Source organism: Pseudobutyrivibrio xylanivorans (assembly GCF_010906925.1).
GTDB lineage: Bacteria > Bacillota > Clostridia > Lachnospirales > Lachnospiraceae > Pseudobutyrivibrio.
In genome coordinates this window covers 449134-465805 of record NZ_VTVE01000001.1, presented here as the reverse complement: position 1 = coordinate 465805, position 16672 = coordinate 449134, and the positions used below count along the sequence as shown (strand labels likewise).

General features: G+C 38.7%; 11 protein-coding genes. All 11 read right to left on the bottom strand.

The window, feature by feature from the left end; all coding sequences use genetic code 11:
- Positions 1 to 39 precede the first annotated feature (39 nt).
- Complete coding sequence (locus F0Q01_RS02210) at positions 40 to 1005, bottom strand: ABC transporter ATP-binding protein (protein WP_090485773.1); 966 nt, start codon at positions 1003 to 1005, stop codon at positions 40 to 42.
- 2 nt (positions 1006 to 1007) lie between these two features.
- Positions 1008 to 1832, bottom strand: coding sequence for an ABC transporter permease (locus F0Q01_RS02205; protein ID WP_163927112.1), 825 nt, complete (start codon positions 1830 to 1832; stop codon positions 1008 to 1010).
- A 2-nt stretch (positions 1833 to 1834) separates the two neighbouring features.
- Complete coding sequence (locus tag F0Q01_RS02200; RefSeq protein ID WP_090485769.1) at positions 1835 to 2626, bottom strand: ABC transporter permease; 792 nt, start codon at positions 2624 to 2626, stop codon at positions 1835 to 1837.
- A gap of 157 nt (positions 2627 to 2783) precedes the next feature.
- On the bottom strand, positions 2784 to 4217 hold the full coding sequence (locus F0Q01_RS02195) for an MATE family efflux transporter (protein WP_090485768.1): 1434 nt from the start codon (positions 4215 to 4217) through the stop codon (positions 2784 to 2786).
- A 30-nt stretch (positions 4218 to 4247) separates the two neighbouring features.
- Complete coding sequence (locus F0Q01_RS02190; RefSeq protein ID WP_090485765.1) at positions 4248 to 4982, bottom strand: thioesterase II family protein; 735 nt, start codon at positions 4980 to 4982, stop codon at positions 4248 to 4250.
- Positions 4983 to 4985: 3 nt separating this feature from the next.
- Positions 4986 to 6704 (bottom strand): ABC transporter ATP-binding protein, encoded by a 1719-nt coding sequence (locus tag F0Q01_RS02185; protein ID WP_090485762.1) that lies wholly within the window; start codon positions 6702 to 6704, stop codon positions 4986 to 4988.
- Positions 6698 to 8509 carry an ABC transporter ATP-binding protein gene (locus F0Q01_RS02180; RefSeq protein WP_090485760.1) on the bottom strand — a complete coding sequence of 604 codons (1812 nt, stop codon included), beginning with the start codon at positions 8507 to 8509 and terminating at the stop codon, positions 6698 to 6700. The genes F0Q01_RS02185 and F0Q01_RS02180 overlap by 7 nt, the downstream gene beginning before the upstream one ends.
- Positions 8510 to 8525: 16 nt before the next feature.
- The gene (locus tag F0Q01_RS02175) at positions 8526 to 9128 is read right to left on the bottom strand and encodes a TetR/AcrR family transcriptional regulator (protein WP_090485757.1); all 603 of its coding nucleotides are present in this window, start codon (positions 9126 to 9128) and stop codon (positions 8526 to 8528) included.
- An 81-nt stretch (positions 9129 to 9209) separates the two neighbouring features.
- A complete protein-coding gene (locus F0Q01_RS02170) occupies positions 9210 to 9986 on the bottom strand; it encodes an alpha/beta fold hydrolase (protein WP_090151714.1) in 777 nt (258 codons plus the stop codon).
- Positions 9958 to 11058: an NAD-dependent epimerase/dehydratase family protein gene (locus F0Q01_RS02165; protein ID WP_090485755.1), complete on the bottom strand. Its 1101-nt coding sequence runs from the start codon at positions 11056 to 11058 to the stop codon at positions 9958 to 9960. Before F0Q01_RS02165 ends, F0Q01_RS02170 begins: the two co-directional genes overlap by 29 nt.
- A gap of 13 nt (positions 11059 to 11071) precedes the next feature.
- Positions 11072 to 16630: a non-ribosomal peptide synthetase gene (locus F0Q01_RS02160; RefSeq protein WP_090485753.1), complete on the bottom strand. Its 5559-nt coding sequence runs from the start codon at positions 16628 to 16630 to the stop codon at positions 11072 to 11074.
- Positions 16631 to 16672 lie beyond the last annotated feature (42 nt).

Here is a 16672-nt window from a genome sequence, read left to right as displayed (position 1 = left end):
TTTACCCTTTTATTAAAAAAAGAGCCATAGCCTATTTAGCTATGACCCGTATGCAATCTTTATGATATCATCAATACCTGCCTCTTCAATAGAAACATCCTTGATATTCTTTTCTTTGGACAGGTCGGCGATAATTTCTGCTGCAGTGGTTTCCTGCTTCATAAATTTGTATTTTGCTATATTACCCTCATGCTCAATCATCTCGCATCTAGCATGCTCAGGTGCAGCTTCATCATAGTACTCTACCACAAGTGTTTTGTATGGAGCGATTCTATCTACTATCTGAGATAGATTTCCATCCTCCATCATCACACCGTGATTTATAATGATTAGTCGTTCACACAATTCCTCGATATCACCTAAATCGTGGGTGGTAAGTATTACTGTTGTCTTTTTGATTTTATTAATTTCCTTGATAAATGTGCGAAGGGCAAACTTAGATGATACATCAAGTCCAATGGTTGGTTCATCTAAAAATAGCACCTTAGGAGAATGTAGCATTGCTGCCACCAAATCCCCCTTTACTCTCTGTCCTAGTGACATCTGGCGTACAGGCTTATCTACAAGTTCCTTGATGCCAAGTATCTCATCCATCACATCGAGTGTGGCCTCATAGTCTTTCTGCTGAATTTGGTAAATGTGCTTAAGCAGTTCAAAACTTTCTCCCAGTCTCAGATCCCAGTTGAGCTGAGAACGCTGTCCAAATACAACGCCAATGTTTCTTACCACTTCTTTTCTATGCTTTGTAATATCCTCACCATTGATATATACACTTCCATTTGTAGGTGTCAAGATTCCTGCCATCATCTTTATAGTGGTACTTTTTCCTGCACCATTTGGCCCGATAAATCCAACTATTTCCCCCTCACCAATGCTAAAGGATAAATCCTTAACAGCATGTATTTCTTCGTAATTACGTTTTACAAGTCCCTTTAGCGCACCTGAAAGTCCAGGTGCTTTTTTCTTGAGTAAATAGTCTTTGCTTAGATTTTCAACTTTAATCATATTTAGTTACCTGCACTTTCGTATTTTTTGAGTCCCGATGTAAAATAAGCTCCCGCTAAAATCATAACTACAAGCCCTACCGCCAATGTCACAAATGGCACTGCAAGCCCATTTAACACAGTATTTTCAACTCCAAGCAATGCTGACACCGGGTAGAATGAAACCCATCCTACTGGAATCAAATATGTCAAAATAAACTGCATACTTTCAGGATACATTGATATTGGATACATAGTGGTCTTGTCCATTATCTCCTGTGTGTACTGGCCAAAATCCACTGCACTTCTAGTGTGAAAAGATGTACTTCCAATTAGGATATATATGCCGCCTCTTATGAGGGTTGCCCCCACCAACATGATAATTACCTGTATCAGAAAAAGTGGCGTTATGGCAAGCTGACATTTTGCGCATCCATAAATAAATACAATAATTCCAGGTATCAGATCTGTAATTCCAAATATATTTATATTTGTAAAAAAGAATTGATAAAGCACGCCGAGCGGTCTGGTCAAATATTGATCGAAATCTCCATAAATCACATAGTAGCCCATAAACCATCCCTGGACGAAAAATATCATAGAAAGAGCGTGGGATATAACTGAAATTCCATATAAAAATGCTAGCTGCCCATAGTTCCATCCATTTATCTCACCAAAGGACTCCACCACGAATTTTATGATTGCAAACCCCATAATAAACTGGAGTGGATTTGATATAAGCCATCCCGCAATGCTTGATGGGTATTCTATTATTGTCATAAATGCCATCTTTATACATTGGCCCGTCACGTCCATATAATGGCACAGTTCTTTAAATCCTTTTTTCATCATCAACCTCCCTGTACCATCACTTTTCTAGTTGCACGCTTCTGAACATATAGGAAAAGAGCGGCAAGAATTACCAGCCACACAAACTGTATTCCCATTCCCCTAAGCTGTTCAGCTCTATCACCTTTTCCTATATAGATAGAAAGCGGTAATTGATAAATATAAACAAATGGAAGTGCTTCTAAGACATTTGCCACCTTCTCTGGGAAAAACCAAATAGGAATAATACTTCCAGACAAAAGTCTAAGGAGATGCTTTTTCACCTGAATAAGAGCGTCAATATTAATTGCTGTAAATGCAATCATTCCAAAGAGAGCCGCAATCAGCCAGTTGATCAAAAATGATTCTACAACTGAGATTATAAACAACGGCAGAGCAGAAATATCCGCCATCTTTGGCACCTTTATAAATAAGGAACCAATAATAAAAATGGGAACCATGTTTTGGAAAAACAGCGCAATGATACTTCCAATATCCTCAGCAAAATACCCACCAAAAATGTTAATAGGTCGCATCATATCTGTGGCTACAGTTCCCTTAATTACACTCTGTTCAATTCTTTTTTCCACATTTGTGATTAAAAGCACGGATAACAACGAAGATATGATTATGTATGTGAGCATACTGTCAGCATCCACCCCTCCTACAGTTTCCTGTTTTCTATAGAGAGCCTTCCAGAAATAAGCAGAGGTAATCATGATGATTGTCTGCATAATGATATTGCCATAGACATTAAACTCATATGTCATGGTTTTAATTATTTGAGTCTTAAGAATATACATGTATTTTTTCATTTGCCTTCTCCCAACATGTTTCTTATTATACACTTTTTTTGTAGTGTGGCAATAAATAAACCAGGGGGACGGAGTCAGTGGACCATTTTCTGACAATACACTAAAAATGGTCCACTACCCCCGTCCCCCTGGGTCAAAAAAACTCGACTCTATTTAATTAACCTTCCATCTTCTCTGCTTTTGCAGAAGCTGTTTCTGTAGCACTTTCGATATGAGGATTTGTTGTTTCTGATAGTTCTTTTCTGATTTTAGCAAATGCGCTTGTCATAAAGATTACTACCATTACCATTACAACAATATCAGTAAATGTCTGTGCAAAGAATACACCGCCTACGCCCAATGCCTTGATTCGTGGAAGTAATATTACAAGTGGAATGAATAATACTACCTGACGAAGAAGTGTAAGGATAGCTGCAATACTTCCCTTTCCAATAGCCTGGAAGAATGTGATTGCAAGAATCATAACACCGTATGAAATATATGTGGCGAAAAGAATTCTAAGCATTGGCGCACCCATAACTACAACGTCGCTTGCATCCTTGATAAACATTGAAAGCATCTTGTCAGGGAAGCACATAATTGGGATGTAGAATACTGCTGCAATAATTGTAGCCGCAATCATAAATGCCTTGTTAAAGCCTACCATTCTGTCATATTTCTTAGCACCATAATTGGTTCCGATAGCTGGCTGGAAGCCCTGGCTGATTCCCCAAAGAGGAATAAATGCAAATGCCTGCAAGCTAAGTGAAGCACCAAGGATTGTCTGCCAACTGCTACCACCAAATGACTCTACAGTGTTGTACATAATAGTCTGCTGTACCATCTGAAGCACCTGCATCATCATTGCAGAAACACCTACGCTAAGTACTGGCTTAACCATTGAAGAATTTACACCAATCTTGCCAATCTTAATCTGCTCACTCTTATTTAAGAAATAGTAAAGAGTGATGCATGCCTGAACAAACTGAGAAATGATAGTTGCAAAAGCAGCACCTGTAACACCATTTTCCTTGCCAACAATAGTAATCATAATTGGATCAAGAATGATATTTAAAATTGCACCGATTGCCATGAATGTCATGGCCTTCTTAAGCTTTCCTTCGCCTCTCATTACCATGTTTGCTGACTGAGCAAAGTTAACAAATAATGAACCGCAGAAAACTATTCGAAGGTATCTTACTGCCTCATTTAAAATGTCCCCCTTAGCACCGCTAAGTGAAAGGAGCTGTGGTGTGAAAGCAAGTCCCACAACCATTACAATCACAGAAAGAATTCCAATTAATGCCATAAGATTTCCCATGATGCCATCAATTGTTTTCTTATCCTTTTTACCAATAGCAATTGATAAAAGAGATGATGAACCTACACCGATAAGTGTAGAAACACCACTATTTAAAAGTGTAAATGGATAGGATACCTTTACAGCAGTCATGGCTGTAGCATTAACCATCTGCCCTACAAATACCGCATCCATAAAGTTATAAAGACCAATTACAACCATTCCAAGAATAGCTGGAATACTAAGTGTCAGCATTGTGCTAACGATATTTCCAGAGACCAACATCTCTCTAGTATCTTCACTCTTTTTCATTTTTCCCTCCGTTAAATCATTTCTAAACGACTAATTAACCTTATCAAAATATTCTTTTATTTGACTAAGCACCTCTTGCTCTTTCTCCTTAATATAAAAGTGAGTACCCTCAAACATCCTATATGAAAAATCATCCTGAGTATAACTTGCCCAAGCCTTGATAGCCGGCTCTAAGGCGTCATAATCTTGATTTGCCCCCATTGCACATATAGGACATTTTATTGGGGTGTTGTCCTCACATACATAGTCTTCGCTAAGTCTAAAATCAGCTTTCAACATAGGAAGAAACATATCAAGCAGCTGCCTGTTCTCAAGTAGTACCTGAGGAATCCCATCGTAATTTAAAAGTGCCTCTATAAATCTGTCATCCGGAAGATGTGCGATTTTTTCTGACTCTAATCTATCTGGCGGCGGGCAGGCAGACACTACGGCAAGCTTTGCCATACGGCCCTTCTTTTCAAGTAATTTTTCTACCTCAAAAAGCATCTTTGTCCCCATGCTATGGCCAAACAAAATAAAATCATTTTCTAGAGTCATGAGAATATCCACTATTTCACTAGCAATTTCTGTCATTGACTCCATTGGCTTTTCAACGATTCTCTCCTCACGTCCTGGCAGCTGCACTGGGCAAATAACATATGGCTTTTTAAAATATTTGCTCCAGGAATTAAAGAATGATGCTCCGCCCCCCGCATGTGGGAGGCAGATAACAATAATGTCATTCTTTTCTATTTTCTCAAGCCCTTTTATTAATTTTGTTTCCATTAGTTACGCTTCTTTCTGAAGGGCTACCATGTGTGAATATAAGCCACCGCTTGTGATAAGCTGCTCTGGCTTGCCTGACTCTACGACCTTACCATCATCAAGAACTATAATCTGATCCGCATTTGCGATAGTTCTCATTCTGTGGGCAATTACAATTACAGTCTTATTCTTAAGAAGTACTGAAAGCGCATCCTGAACAAGGTTCTCACTCTCTGCATCCATTGATGCTGTAGCCTCGTCAAGGAGAATAATTGGAGCATTTTTAAGAAGTGCTCTAGCAATAGAAATTCTCTGGCGCTCACCACCTGAAAGTGTGCTTCCGTTTTCACCAATCACTGTGTTGTAACCTTCTGGAAGCTTATCTATAAATTCCTCGCAGCATGCAGCCTTAGCAGCAGCAATAACCTCTTCATCAGTAGCATCTTTTCTACCAAGTCTGATGTTTTCCATGACAGTGTCGTCGAAAAGAAGTACATCCTGGAAAACAACTGAGAAATTCTTAAGAAGTACTTCCTGGTCGATAGTAGAAACGTCTACGCCGCCAAGAGTAATCTTTCCCTTGTTGGCATCCCAGAATCTTGATGCAAGTCTTGATACAGTAGATTTTCCTGAACCAGATGGTCCAACAAGTGCTGTAACCTGACCCTGTTTAGCAACAAATGAAACGCCCTTTAAAACTTTCTCATCATTGTAAGCAAACTCAACATCCTTAAACTCGATGTCATAACCATTGTTCTGGCAATTACGGCTTCCTGACTGCTCTGGAATAGCTTCAATCTCTTTTGTGCGCTTGATACTAACCATTGCAGAAAAAATCTCTGCCATAAGCATGAAGCATGAGTTAAATGGATCGTAAATACGGCCTGCCATAATCAAGTACATAATGAAATATGGAATGCTAAGTGTGCCGTCTGACACAAGCTTTGCTCCTACTAAAAGCACAAGTACAAGACCAAATCTAAGAACAAACTGAGCTGTTGTTGTAGCAGCGCCAGGAGCTAATTCGTTTTTGAAAGATGCCTTAACTACATTTTCAAGCTTTGTATCAATCTTTCCTAAGTACTCATTTTCTCTAGAAGATGACTTGATTTCCTGAATAGTATCTAAGAATTCCTGAACTCCATCATAGGCTGTTCTCTTTGCATCCATATTTGCAGCCTCTGCCTTCTGCTGAGCCTTTCTTGCGTAAATAACAATAAGTGCTGCAACAGGAACAGGTGCTAAAATACAAAGTCCCATTCTCCAATCAATCACAATCAAGCAAACAGCTGATATTGCAAACATAGTAAGTGTTCCAAGCATAAGTGGAATAGCATTTGAAAATGTTCGCTCAAGAGCTGTACAATCTCCCATCATTGTGGTTGTTAAATCAGCAAGATTCTTCTCACCGAAAAATGAAAGTGGTAGCTTTCTAATTTTCTCAGCAAGAGTGAGACGTCTATTTGCGCTCTCCTCGTATGCAACTGTGTATGTCTTGTCATACTGAATCCACTGAGAGATAAAAATAATCACATACATTATCAGTGTAAGAGCAATAAATCCGCCTACACCAAAATCAGTTTTAAACACTCCTGTATCAATGCCTGTAAGCATTTCAAGTACAAGCATCATCATAATTCCAACTGGAACCATCAATAAAATATTATATATAGCTGTAGCTGCAATTCCCTTCTTTAAATCCTTTGCGCCACCATCACTAAGAGCAAATATTCTTTTTAACATGCCTGACCCTCACTTTCTGCATCTGATGTATTCTTAATATGCCAATTTGTAGTCTTCTGATAGTTAGACCACATCTTTGCATATTCACCATCTGCTGCCACCAGATTCTGGTGTGTACCCTGCTCTACTAAATGACCTTCATTCATAACTAAAATCTGGTCAGCATCAACAATAGTAGAAAGTCTGTGAGCAATCATAATAACTGTCTTGTTCTTTACAAGTTCCTTAAATGCAGCCTGAATCTGGCTTTCATTTTCTGGATCCGCATATGCGGTAGCCTCATCTAAAATTACAATTGGAGCATTCTTAAGGATAGCTCTTGCAATAGCAATTCGCTGAGTCTCACCACCTGAGAGATACACGCCCTGTGTACCCACAACAGTGTCAATTCCCTGTGGGAATTTTGCTAAAATGTCATCGCACTGTGCAAGATGTGCTGCCTCAAGCGCCTCTTCTCTTGTGGCACCAGGACGACCTGCGCAGATATTAGCAAGCAATGACTCCTTGAAAAGCTTTGGATTCTGGAAAACGAAAGAAACCTTCTCCATCAAATCCTTCTGGCTCATGTTTCTGATGTCCACTCCACCGATTAGGATGGCGCCATCATTAACATCATAGAATCTAGGAATAAGGCTTGCTGTTGTAGTCTTACCAGAACCAGAATGTCCTACAATAGCTGTGCTCTCTCCTGCATTTACCTTAAAGCTAAGATTCTCAACTGCATTCTTATTTGCTCCATCGTATGCAAATGTAACGTTCTTAAACTCAATATCAAATCCTTCTGATTTCTGAATTTCTCTAGTATCTTCCATAGGTGTAGCTGTAAGGATTGTATCGATACGACGCATTGCCTCCTCGGCCTGCATCTTGTAGCTAGTCATGTACATAATCTTGTTAAGCATTACTGAACAAGCTGGTGTGAAAATCAAGTAGAATAAGAACTTCTGAGTAAAGCCAAGCAAATCATTTGTATTAAGAGCTACCAATACACCTGCTGGAATTAACACCAAAAAGCTTGAATTAATAAGTGAAGAAAAAGCTACCATACCCTTTCTGCAGGAAAGTGTATATGCAAGAGCATTTTCCTTGTAGTCATTAATTGCCTTTGTAAACTTAGTAAATGACTCAACTGTCTGGCCAAATACCTTAACTACTGAAATACCGCGGACATACTCAACTGCCTCATGGTTCATAGTCTCCATGGCATCCTGATATGTCTTCATGAATTCCATGCTCTCCTTGCCCATAAGAGCTCCCTGAAGCACAAAACTAATTGCAAATAATACGAAAAGTGGAATACCGATTCTAAAGTCGAAAGCCACCATAACAACTAAACTTACAATCATTGTTACGTATGCTCCGACTAAATCAGGCAACTGATGTGCGATAAATGTCTCTGTCTGGAAACTGTTATCGTCAATGATTTTTCTGAGCATACCACTTGGATTTGCCTCGAAATAACCAAGTGGCATTTTTGAAAGATGACGAAGTGTTGCCATCTTAAGATTTTTTTCTGTTCTAAAGGCTACTACGTGTGAACAAAGCAAAGCAATGAAATAAAGTAATAACCCAATAAACTCAGCGACTACAGCTTTGATTCCCCAACCTACAAGTGCTGCACTGTTAAGTGTCTCACCTGCAAAAACTACAACCAACTCTTTTGCCGCAAAAAATACGCAAAGGAAAGGTGCCATAATAAATACTGCACTGATTCCTGATAAAACTTGCGCTACAGTAAGTAAACCTCTGCTATTGCCAGTAAAAGATAATAAACGCTTTAAACCATTATTCTTATCTTTTTTCATATTATCCTCCTAATTATTAGAGGAATTGGCTCCAACCTGCTTCATTAAATTTAATCAACTTATCAATATATTCCATGGCCTTATTCTTGTCATATCTATGCCTTACTATCTCAAAGTATCCATCGAAAAATGCCCTACTCATAAAATGAATAAAATCATAATCAATTTCCTTTGATTTAGGGGAAATAGTATTAATAAACTTGATGGTATGTTTTGCTTCAATAGAAGCCAATTCTTCTATAAAATTTTCAAATTCTGTTCCTTCTGAGCAACAGATTAAAAGGTAAAACTCATCAAAGTTTGCATATAAATAATCTGTCAGCTGGTATAAACAGTGTCTCGACTCGCCCTGTCTATTAGCTATCTGCACAGCAACAGGCCTTCCCGACATGCCATTTAAATATTCCTTAAATGTCATATAAAAATAGTCCATATGCTTACTGACAAAGAAGGCAAAAAGCTCTTCCTTGTTAGAAAATCTTGTATATATAGATCTAGGGCTAGTCTTTGCATTTGCTGCAATTGTTCTAAGAGATGCGTTTAAAAAACCACATTCCATAAACTCAGCTTTTGCAGCTTTTAAAATATTTTCAGTTGCCTCTTCTACCCAAAGTGCCATAATGTCCCTCCATTAAAACAGCGTTTTATTCACGACATAGTATATCGTTGTTCCACTTGCTTTTTCAAGGGGCCTTACTTTTTATAGGCAGTTTTTAATTACACCCATAATCTCCTCAGGTTTTTCTGATAAAGCCTGGGCGTGTCCACAATCTTCAATAGTTACTTCAAGTGGTGCGTTAATACAAATCGATGAAACAACTGGTGTAGATTGAGGTGCGTAAATTTCATTAGTGCCGTACATAATTACGACTGAACTATCTAACTTTTCAGTAGCATTTCTCACATCGTACTCATATACAGCCTTAAATGTGTTGTAAAGTGTCTCTCTTGAAATTCCTTCACCTAAAAGTGGCTGAAGCGCCTTTACATCCTCATTGTTCTCGTATCCCATACTTTCTTTTACAGGAGAGTTAAAATGTACTCCCTGCTCCAAAGCGATAAACGCATCAGCCATAAAGTTAGAATACTGATCTGTCATTTCTCCCATGGAAATGTACTGGCCACTGTCCAGAATCATCTTGTCAATCTTGACCTTTTTCTGCAGCCCAATTTCGCATACAATTGATGCTCCAAGGGAAATTCCATAAGCCACATCAATCTGATTGATGCCCACCTCTAATAGTTCATTAGAAATCAACTGAGCTGTGCCAGAAATTGATTTCATGTAGGATGGGTCCTCCTTGCTATGGCCCTCAAGTTCAGGAATTATCAAACAATAATTATCCTTGAACTCATCGATAAATGGTTTGAAACATGTTTCCCAGTAAAATCCTGCCCCATGCACAAGCAGGATTTTGGGAGCATTTTTGTCTCCCAAAATATGGACGTTATATAACGCCCTCTTCGTATTCTTCAAAGCTATCCTCCTTCCCTACTTCAAAAATCTGCTCTAAAGATTCTCTATGTTTATATTCAACATTTAAGTCTTCAAGCCTTGCGATAACATCTTCTGGCTTAAGTAAATCCATTGCATAATGAATTCCCGGGTCGACTTTATTCTTTAAAACAAACTCGGCAGTGCTTGCTGCAATAAGAGCGCTAAGCTCACTGCTGCAGCTACATTTCACACTAGACTTGCTTGAATATAACATACCGTTTTTTGTTCCCTGGCCTTCTACATAGATGTATGTATAGCCCTCTATATCTTTAAGCTTTTCTTCAAAAAGCTTTGGAACCTCTTTTATAGTTTCCTTGTATCTATCACTTCCCTGGCGGAATTCAATAATTGCCTGCTGCAATTTACCTATTATCTCCTCCCCAAAGGATGCGTTATACCAATTAGCCTTTTTAAGGTTAAATTCTCTTGCAATATGCTCAGCCTCCACAGATAGATAATTTGTAAGCTGATATGGCATATTTTGAATTATCTCCACAACTGGAGTGTCATCTCTTTTAATCTGGCCATCCTCGTAGTAGCTTCCTGTAACACCAAATCCAGAAAGGTTTGTGAGAATGAAATCCTCTATCGCTGATTGAGATGGAATCTCCTCACTTACGCTATAGCCACTGATTGATAATGGTTCATCAAAGCCCTCACAAGTATTTCGCATAAGCACTCCTGTAAGGCCTGGAAAATATCCACTAGATAAAACAAAAATATTGTCTTTCTTAAGTTCCTCCAGCTTGTCCTCCAAAAAGGTTTCCCCAGATGGATCTATATATGGAATCTTAAGTTCTCCAGCTATTTTTGATACCCTTTCGCCATTTAAGTAGGACGCCCCAGCGCAGTTAATAACTGCGCTAAGACCATCCATAAACTTTCTTAGGTCCTCTTCCTTAGAGACATCTACTCGCATGTATTCACAATCCTCTGTGGACTGTCTTTCATTACGTAAATACGAAGTTCTAAGTTTGTATTTTCCCTGCAAAAGTTTAAGAGTTCTACTTCCAATAGCTCCAGTGGCACCAAGAATTCCTATAGTATTCAAAGTGCACCTCCATTTAGTCCTCTAATTTAAAATCTAAAATTCTATCAATGTTTTTATTTAGATTTTCTCCTACGATACAATCAAAGTGCTGACCCTTGATAAGCTCAAATGTATGCTCGCCCTTGATGTACTGCTTCCAGGTCTCATAGTCTTCTCCGAAGAATTCCTGGTAGAAGCTTGCCCCTTGTATCTCGCAGGAGAAAATTCTAACGAATCCTGTGTACTCTCTTGGAACATGGAAAGCTACACAGCCAAAGTTTTGCGAGAAAATGTTAAAGAGGGTATTCAGTAACTTTCTCTCATGTTCCATAAGCTCAGAGTCAGAGCGTTCAATAGCAGAGTACAAATTATTTAATCTCTCAGAAAGAGGCTTACTTGCAAGTCGTCTAAACTCATCTCCAACTTCCTTGTATTCTCCATCTAATGCACAAAGTGTATCAGCAGAAACATTGGCATCTAATTCCTTAACGATGTACTGAATAACTTCCTGCATCTTTTCCTCAGAAATTGTATATCCAGCCTTTAGTTCATTTGCATTGATAAGCTTTGCAAATGTTCTCTCTAAAAGAAGCTCATTATCAAGACTTGTGCGAAGAGCCTTGTAGTAGATTTCATCGTTAAGTCCACCAAAGGCTGTCTGTGCCTTGTTCTTCTGAATTGTTGCACTGATAAGTGTTACATCAGAAACGCTAAGTCCGTTATCCTTAAGATACTGAGCTGACTCAAGTGCGATAAGTCCACCTACACAGTGGCCAATAAGCACGTAATTTTTATATCCTAGCTTTCTAAGAATCTCGCCATACTTCTTTCCAAGTACCTTAAATGTATCTGGAGTGTTGATTGAAACGTACTCTGCCTCATTACCAAATGAGAAACCAAGTACAGCTTCATCATCCTTGCTATCCTGCTCAAGTAAAGTCATGAATTCCGTATATGCGGATAATGTACCAGTACCAGCATGGAAAAGTACCTTTGCAACAGACTGGGCATTTTCCTTCTTGCTTTCCTTGATCTTGATAAGGGATGGATCTACGAATTCATCTCTTGAGCTTAAGAACTTCTCAATCTGAATAGAGATTTCTTTTACTGTTGGATGCTGCATCATCTCAGTAAGAAGTGAACTCCACTCCCAGTCCTTTGCCTCTTCGATTTCCTCTACCATCTTTCCTACAACCTGAGCAATTAAAAGTGAGTCACCACCAATGTCATAGAAATTATCATTTCTTCCCACATCAGATATTTTTAATTCTCTTGCCCAAACTGCAGCTACCTTTTTCTCAAGGTCTGTCTCTGGCATTTCCTTTGTAGCAAATGCATCATCTCCTGTGGCATCTACCACTTCAAGAAGACTCTTAATCTTCTTTGTATCCACCTTTTTGTTTGCAGTAAGTGGAAGCTCAGAAAGTACCAACAAGTTGCTTGGCATCATATAAGGAGACACCTTCTCAGAAAGTTCCTTAAGGACCTTTTTCTTATCAAGCTGCTCATACTCACTTTGATATCTGACTACATATACTGTCTGTCCTGTGATATCAAGCTTTGACTGTTTGCTTGGGAATTCAAATACAATATTTCCACCAGCACCAGCGAAATTGTTCTCCCACTGTGTTCTTGTAAAGAATGTCTGGTCTTCAATCGCACGCTCATCCTCAAATCCAGTAAGACCATCCTTGAACTCCATAGAAGTAAGAAGAATGTAGCTTACTCTAGTCTCCTCAAGGACTGTCATGATACCGCCATCAACAAGCATATTTTTAAGGTTATCAAGTACCCAGTGAATATTTTTTGCATTGTGAAGCACATTTGCACAAAGTATTACGTCAAATGAAAATGCATCGTATCCCTGCTCTGAGAAATCCTGATTAATATCAAAAATGCCATACTTAAGGAAGTCATAATCCTTAAAGTTGATCTTGGCGTTGTTTAAGAAGAATGTAGACAAATCAGTAAAGTGGTACTCTACATTGAGACCGTCTAACTCCGGAATCAAATCAAGTGTTGTTCCACCTACACCTGCTCCAACCTCTAAAATTCTAAATGTCTTTTCTGGATTCTCAGCATATGAACGCTTTGCCAGATTAATAATCTCAGTCTTTGCAATACCGTTTTGAACTCTATTAATTTTGTTGTCATGGTAAGATGCCATTGCAGGTCCCACATCTCCCTTAGGGAAGAGAATGTTAAGAGGATTCTCATCTCCTCTAATCATCTCTGGGAGCACATCACTAGACATCTTTAAGTACTTGAAGAACTCCTTGCTGTATTCAAAGTCTGCCTCTGCCTGAGCAAATTCTTCCCAAAGCTTTTTGCTGTCAAGCTCCACATTGTTTTCAATGAGATAGTACTGACCGTCCTCCTCAGCTAAAACGCCCTTTTCTACAAGTACGTTTAACCAACGCTTTGTAAGCTTATAAAGCTTTTCTGGTACTCCGATTGTATTTACTACATCATCAAAAGATGCCTTCTTTCCCAGCTCATCAAAAAGCTTGTAATATACAAATGTGTTATAGATATCACCTACAACCACTTCCTCAGACTTCTTTGTCCAAGCCTCAAGCAAGTCGCCATCGATAAACTCCTCACACTTTTTAGCGCATTCATTTGACCAGTTCTGCTCTGTCTCATCTACTTTGTACTCTGTAGCGGCTGCTTTTCTTCTAGGTGTGACTGCTGCTGCAATTTTCAGCTCCTCAGCCTTCTCACCTGTTGTGAATGTAACAGCGCTATCAACACCAGTACACTCTGTAAGTGCTGAACGAATCTCTGCAAGCTCAATTCTGTGTCCGTGAATCTTAACCTGCTCATCGCCTACCTCACGACCCATGAAAATAATATTTCCATCAGGTCTGTAGTAGCCTCTATCGCCTGTTCTATAGATTCTCTCACCAGTCTCTGGAAGTGACACAAATTTTGCATCGTTCATCTCTTTGTCATTTAAATATCCAGCTGAAAGACCAATACCTCCGATATAGAGATTTCCTGTTACATAGTCAGGACATGGCACTAAGCTTTCATTTAAAACAAAGAACTTTTGATTTGCCATCGGCTTGCCGTAAGGAACACTCTTTTCAAATGTCTCCCCTGGCTTGATGTCATAGTAGATAGACCAGATAGATGCCTCTGTGGCTCCACCCTTGCTCACTACTCTTACATTCTCAAAGAATTCGTATATACGTTTTGGAAGATTTACTGGAATCCAATCTCCCGACATAATTACAGTTCTAAGCCAGCTTGACTTCTTGATAGATTTAGCTGATTCAACATAGTTTACAATCATCTGAATCTGAGCTGGAACTGCATTTATGAAACTTACTCGTCTAAGAAGCATCAGGTCATATAAATATCCTGGGTCAGCAATCTTTGATGATGTAGGAAGCACAAGCATTCCTCCCACCTTGAAGCTGCTGAAAATATCAAACACTGATAAGTCAAATGAAAGATTTGCAAGTCCAAGATATACATCTTCCTCTCCAAGTTCGTATCTATCATTTACATCACAGATAGTATTCATAGCTGCTCTATGTGTGATACAAACGCCCTTTGGCTCACCTGTTGTACCAGATGTAAATATGATGTATGCCAAGCGGTCATAATCTGTAACCTGTCCGCTTACATCCAAATCATTCATTGAAAGTGTAAGATTCTTTACATTTACACTCTTACAATTCTCATATGTATCTGAATCAGAATCTGTAAGAACAACCTTGATATTTGCTGAATTGGTAATCTTATTTTTTCTAGCCTTTGGCTGTCTTACATCGATAGGCACGTACGTACCGTTGCAAATAAGTGTCGCAAGAACTGCAGCAACTTGATAATGGCTTTTGTCAATATCAATACCAATCTTATCGCCAGGTTGAATGCCATTTTCCTTTAACACCTCCGCTACAGTCTGTACATATCTAGAAAGCTCCTTGTATGAAAGGTGCGTCTCATCTGTACTGAGAGCTATCTTGTCAGGATGATTCTTAAGAGAATTTAAAAATCCATCTTGCATCATCTCTGGTGCATATTCCTTTACAAATGAGTTGGCCTCATTTCTTGCCTTAAGACTTTCTGCACTTAGTTCAATTGGCTCCTTCTTCTCAAGAAGGGCATCTGTGTTATCTACAAAATCAATCAAAATCTGCTTGAAGCTTTCAAACATCTGATCAATTAAGGCCTCGTCAAATACACCGTCTCTTACATCCCAGTTTACCTTTGCGCCGCCATTTTCATCACAGGCCTGGCAATCAATGTAAACCTGTGGAGTCTGACTAATCTTGTAAATGACATTTCGCTTTACAGTCGCGTCATCAGAGCTAGCAAGTCCAAGTGTACTTGTGAATACCACTGGGATAATGACATTTTTCTTTTTGTATTTTGTAAGTCGACGAAGAACCTCAACACCAGAAATCTGGTTGTGCTCCAAATCATCCCACAAATCATTTTGAATCTTCTGAACACGCTCTAAAAATGTCTTGCTGTGGTCAATGTCGATTGAAGTGATATTTACATCTGTAAAATCACCAACAACATCATTTACACCTTCCACCTCAAGTGGACGGGTAAACATAGTAGAGTTGATACAGAATTTATCATTTCCTGACCATCTAGCTACCACCTCAGAAAGGGCTGAAAGTACAAGCACAGATGCTGTAACCTGATTATCCTTTGCCACCTTGCAAAGCTTTTCCCATTTTTCTTTTTCAAAGAAAACTTTTTTCTGTGTAAAGCTGCTTGTTTCGATTCCAATCTTTTTAATAACTGGAATATCCGCTGCCTCTCCCATAGTAGGAAGCTTTGCTTCCCAATAATTTTCTGCTTCGCGCTTTGCAGGACTAGTTATCTTCTTTAATCTATCCTGATATAAAATCACATCTCGATATCTAATAGTCTTATCCATAGGAGCATCGATATCGCGATAGTATTTCTCTAGGTCATTAAGGATTAAGTTCATGCTTAAGAAATCAGCAATCAACATATCCAGTGAAAAGTAAACAATACTCTTCTTTCCCTCAAGGGATACTGCCAAATCACACATTGGCCATTTTCCAAGCTCGTACTGCTTGTCACAAAGCTCAGCTCTTAAGTCTTCAACTTCTGATTTATCTGCTCCATTATTTAAATCAATGCATTTAACATCCACATAAGGAACAGATTCCTGAATAATCTGATAACCTACATCAAATACAATTGCTCTTAGCATGTCGTGCTTTGCAATTACTTTGTTCCATGCACGCTCTAAAAGCTTTGGATCAATTTCTTCATCGAACTCTACTTCTAGGTATCCATGGCAGGCAACTCCACCTAACTCGTAGGTATTGCTACGTCCCATTACATATGAATTTTGAATATCATTAAGTGGGAACTTTTCATATCTTGCTCCCTCATCCTCTGAAAAAGTAAGAAGCTTATTATTGTTATTTAAAAATACAATGAAATCTTCTTTTCGATTAATCAAAAACTCTTTTATCTCTGGTGTAACTGCACCCTTTGGCGCTTTGAATTTCAATTGATTATCCTCACACCAAATATGGATATTCTTCAACTCTAGTTCTTTAATCTCTTTGGTTAAATCTAGCTTTTCCATTATTCACCTCATGTTGCAAATTAATAAGTGTCTACTAGATGC

Bases quoted from the DNA above. Each gene is read 5' to 3' on its own strand.
- F0Q01_RS02210 (WP_090485773.1), bottom strand. From the start codon at position 1,005: ATGATTAAAGTTGAAAATCTAAGCAAAGACTATTTACTCAAGAAAAAA.
- F0Q01_RS02205 (WP_163927112.1), bottom strand. From the start codon at position 1,832: ATGAAAAAAGGATTTAAAGAACTGTGCCATTATATGGACGTGACGGGC.
- F0Q01_RS02175 (WP_090485757.1), bottom strand. From the start codon at position 9,128: ATGGCACTTTGGGTAGAAGAGGCAACTGAAAATATTTTAAAAGCTGCA.
- F0Q01_RS02195 (WP_090485768.1), bottom strand. From the start codon at position 4,217: ATGAAAAAGAGTGAAGATACTAGAGAGATGTTGGTCTCTGGAAATATC.
- F0Q01_RS02160 (WP_090485753.1), bottom strand. From the start codon at position 16,630: ATGGAAAAGCTAGATTTAACCAAAGAGATTAAAGAACTAGAGTTGAAG.
- F0Q01_RS02185 (WP_090485762.1), bottom strand. From the start codon at position 6,704: ATGTTAAAAAGAATATTTGCTCTTAGTGATGGTGGCGCAAAGGATTTA.
- F0Q01_RS02180 (WP_090485760.1), bottom strand. From the start codon at position 8,509: ATGAAAAAAGATAAGAATAATGGTTTAAAGCGTTTATTATCTTTTACT.
- F0Q01_RS02190 (WP_090485765.1), bottom strand. From the start codon at position 4,982: ATGGAAACAAAATTAATAAAAGGGCTTGAGAAAATAGAAAAGAATGAC.
- F0Q01_RS02200 (WP_090485769.1), bottom strand. From the start codon at position 2,626: ATGAAAAAATACATGTATATTCTTAAGACTCAAATAATTAAAACCATG.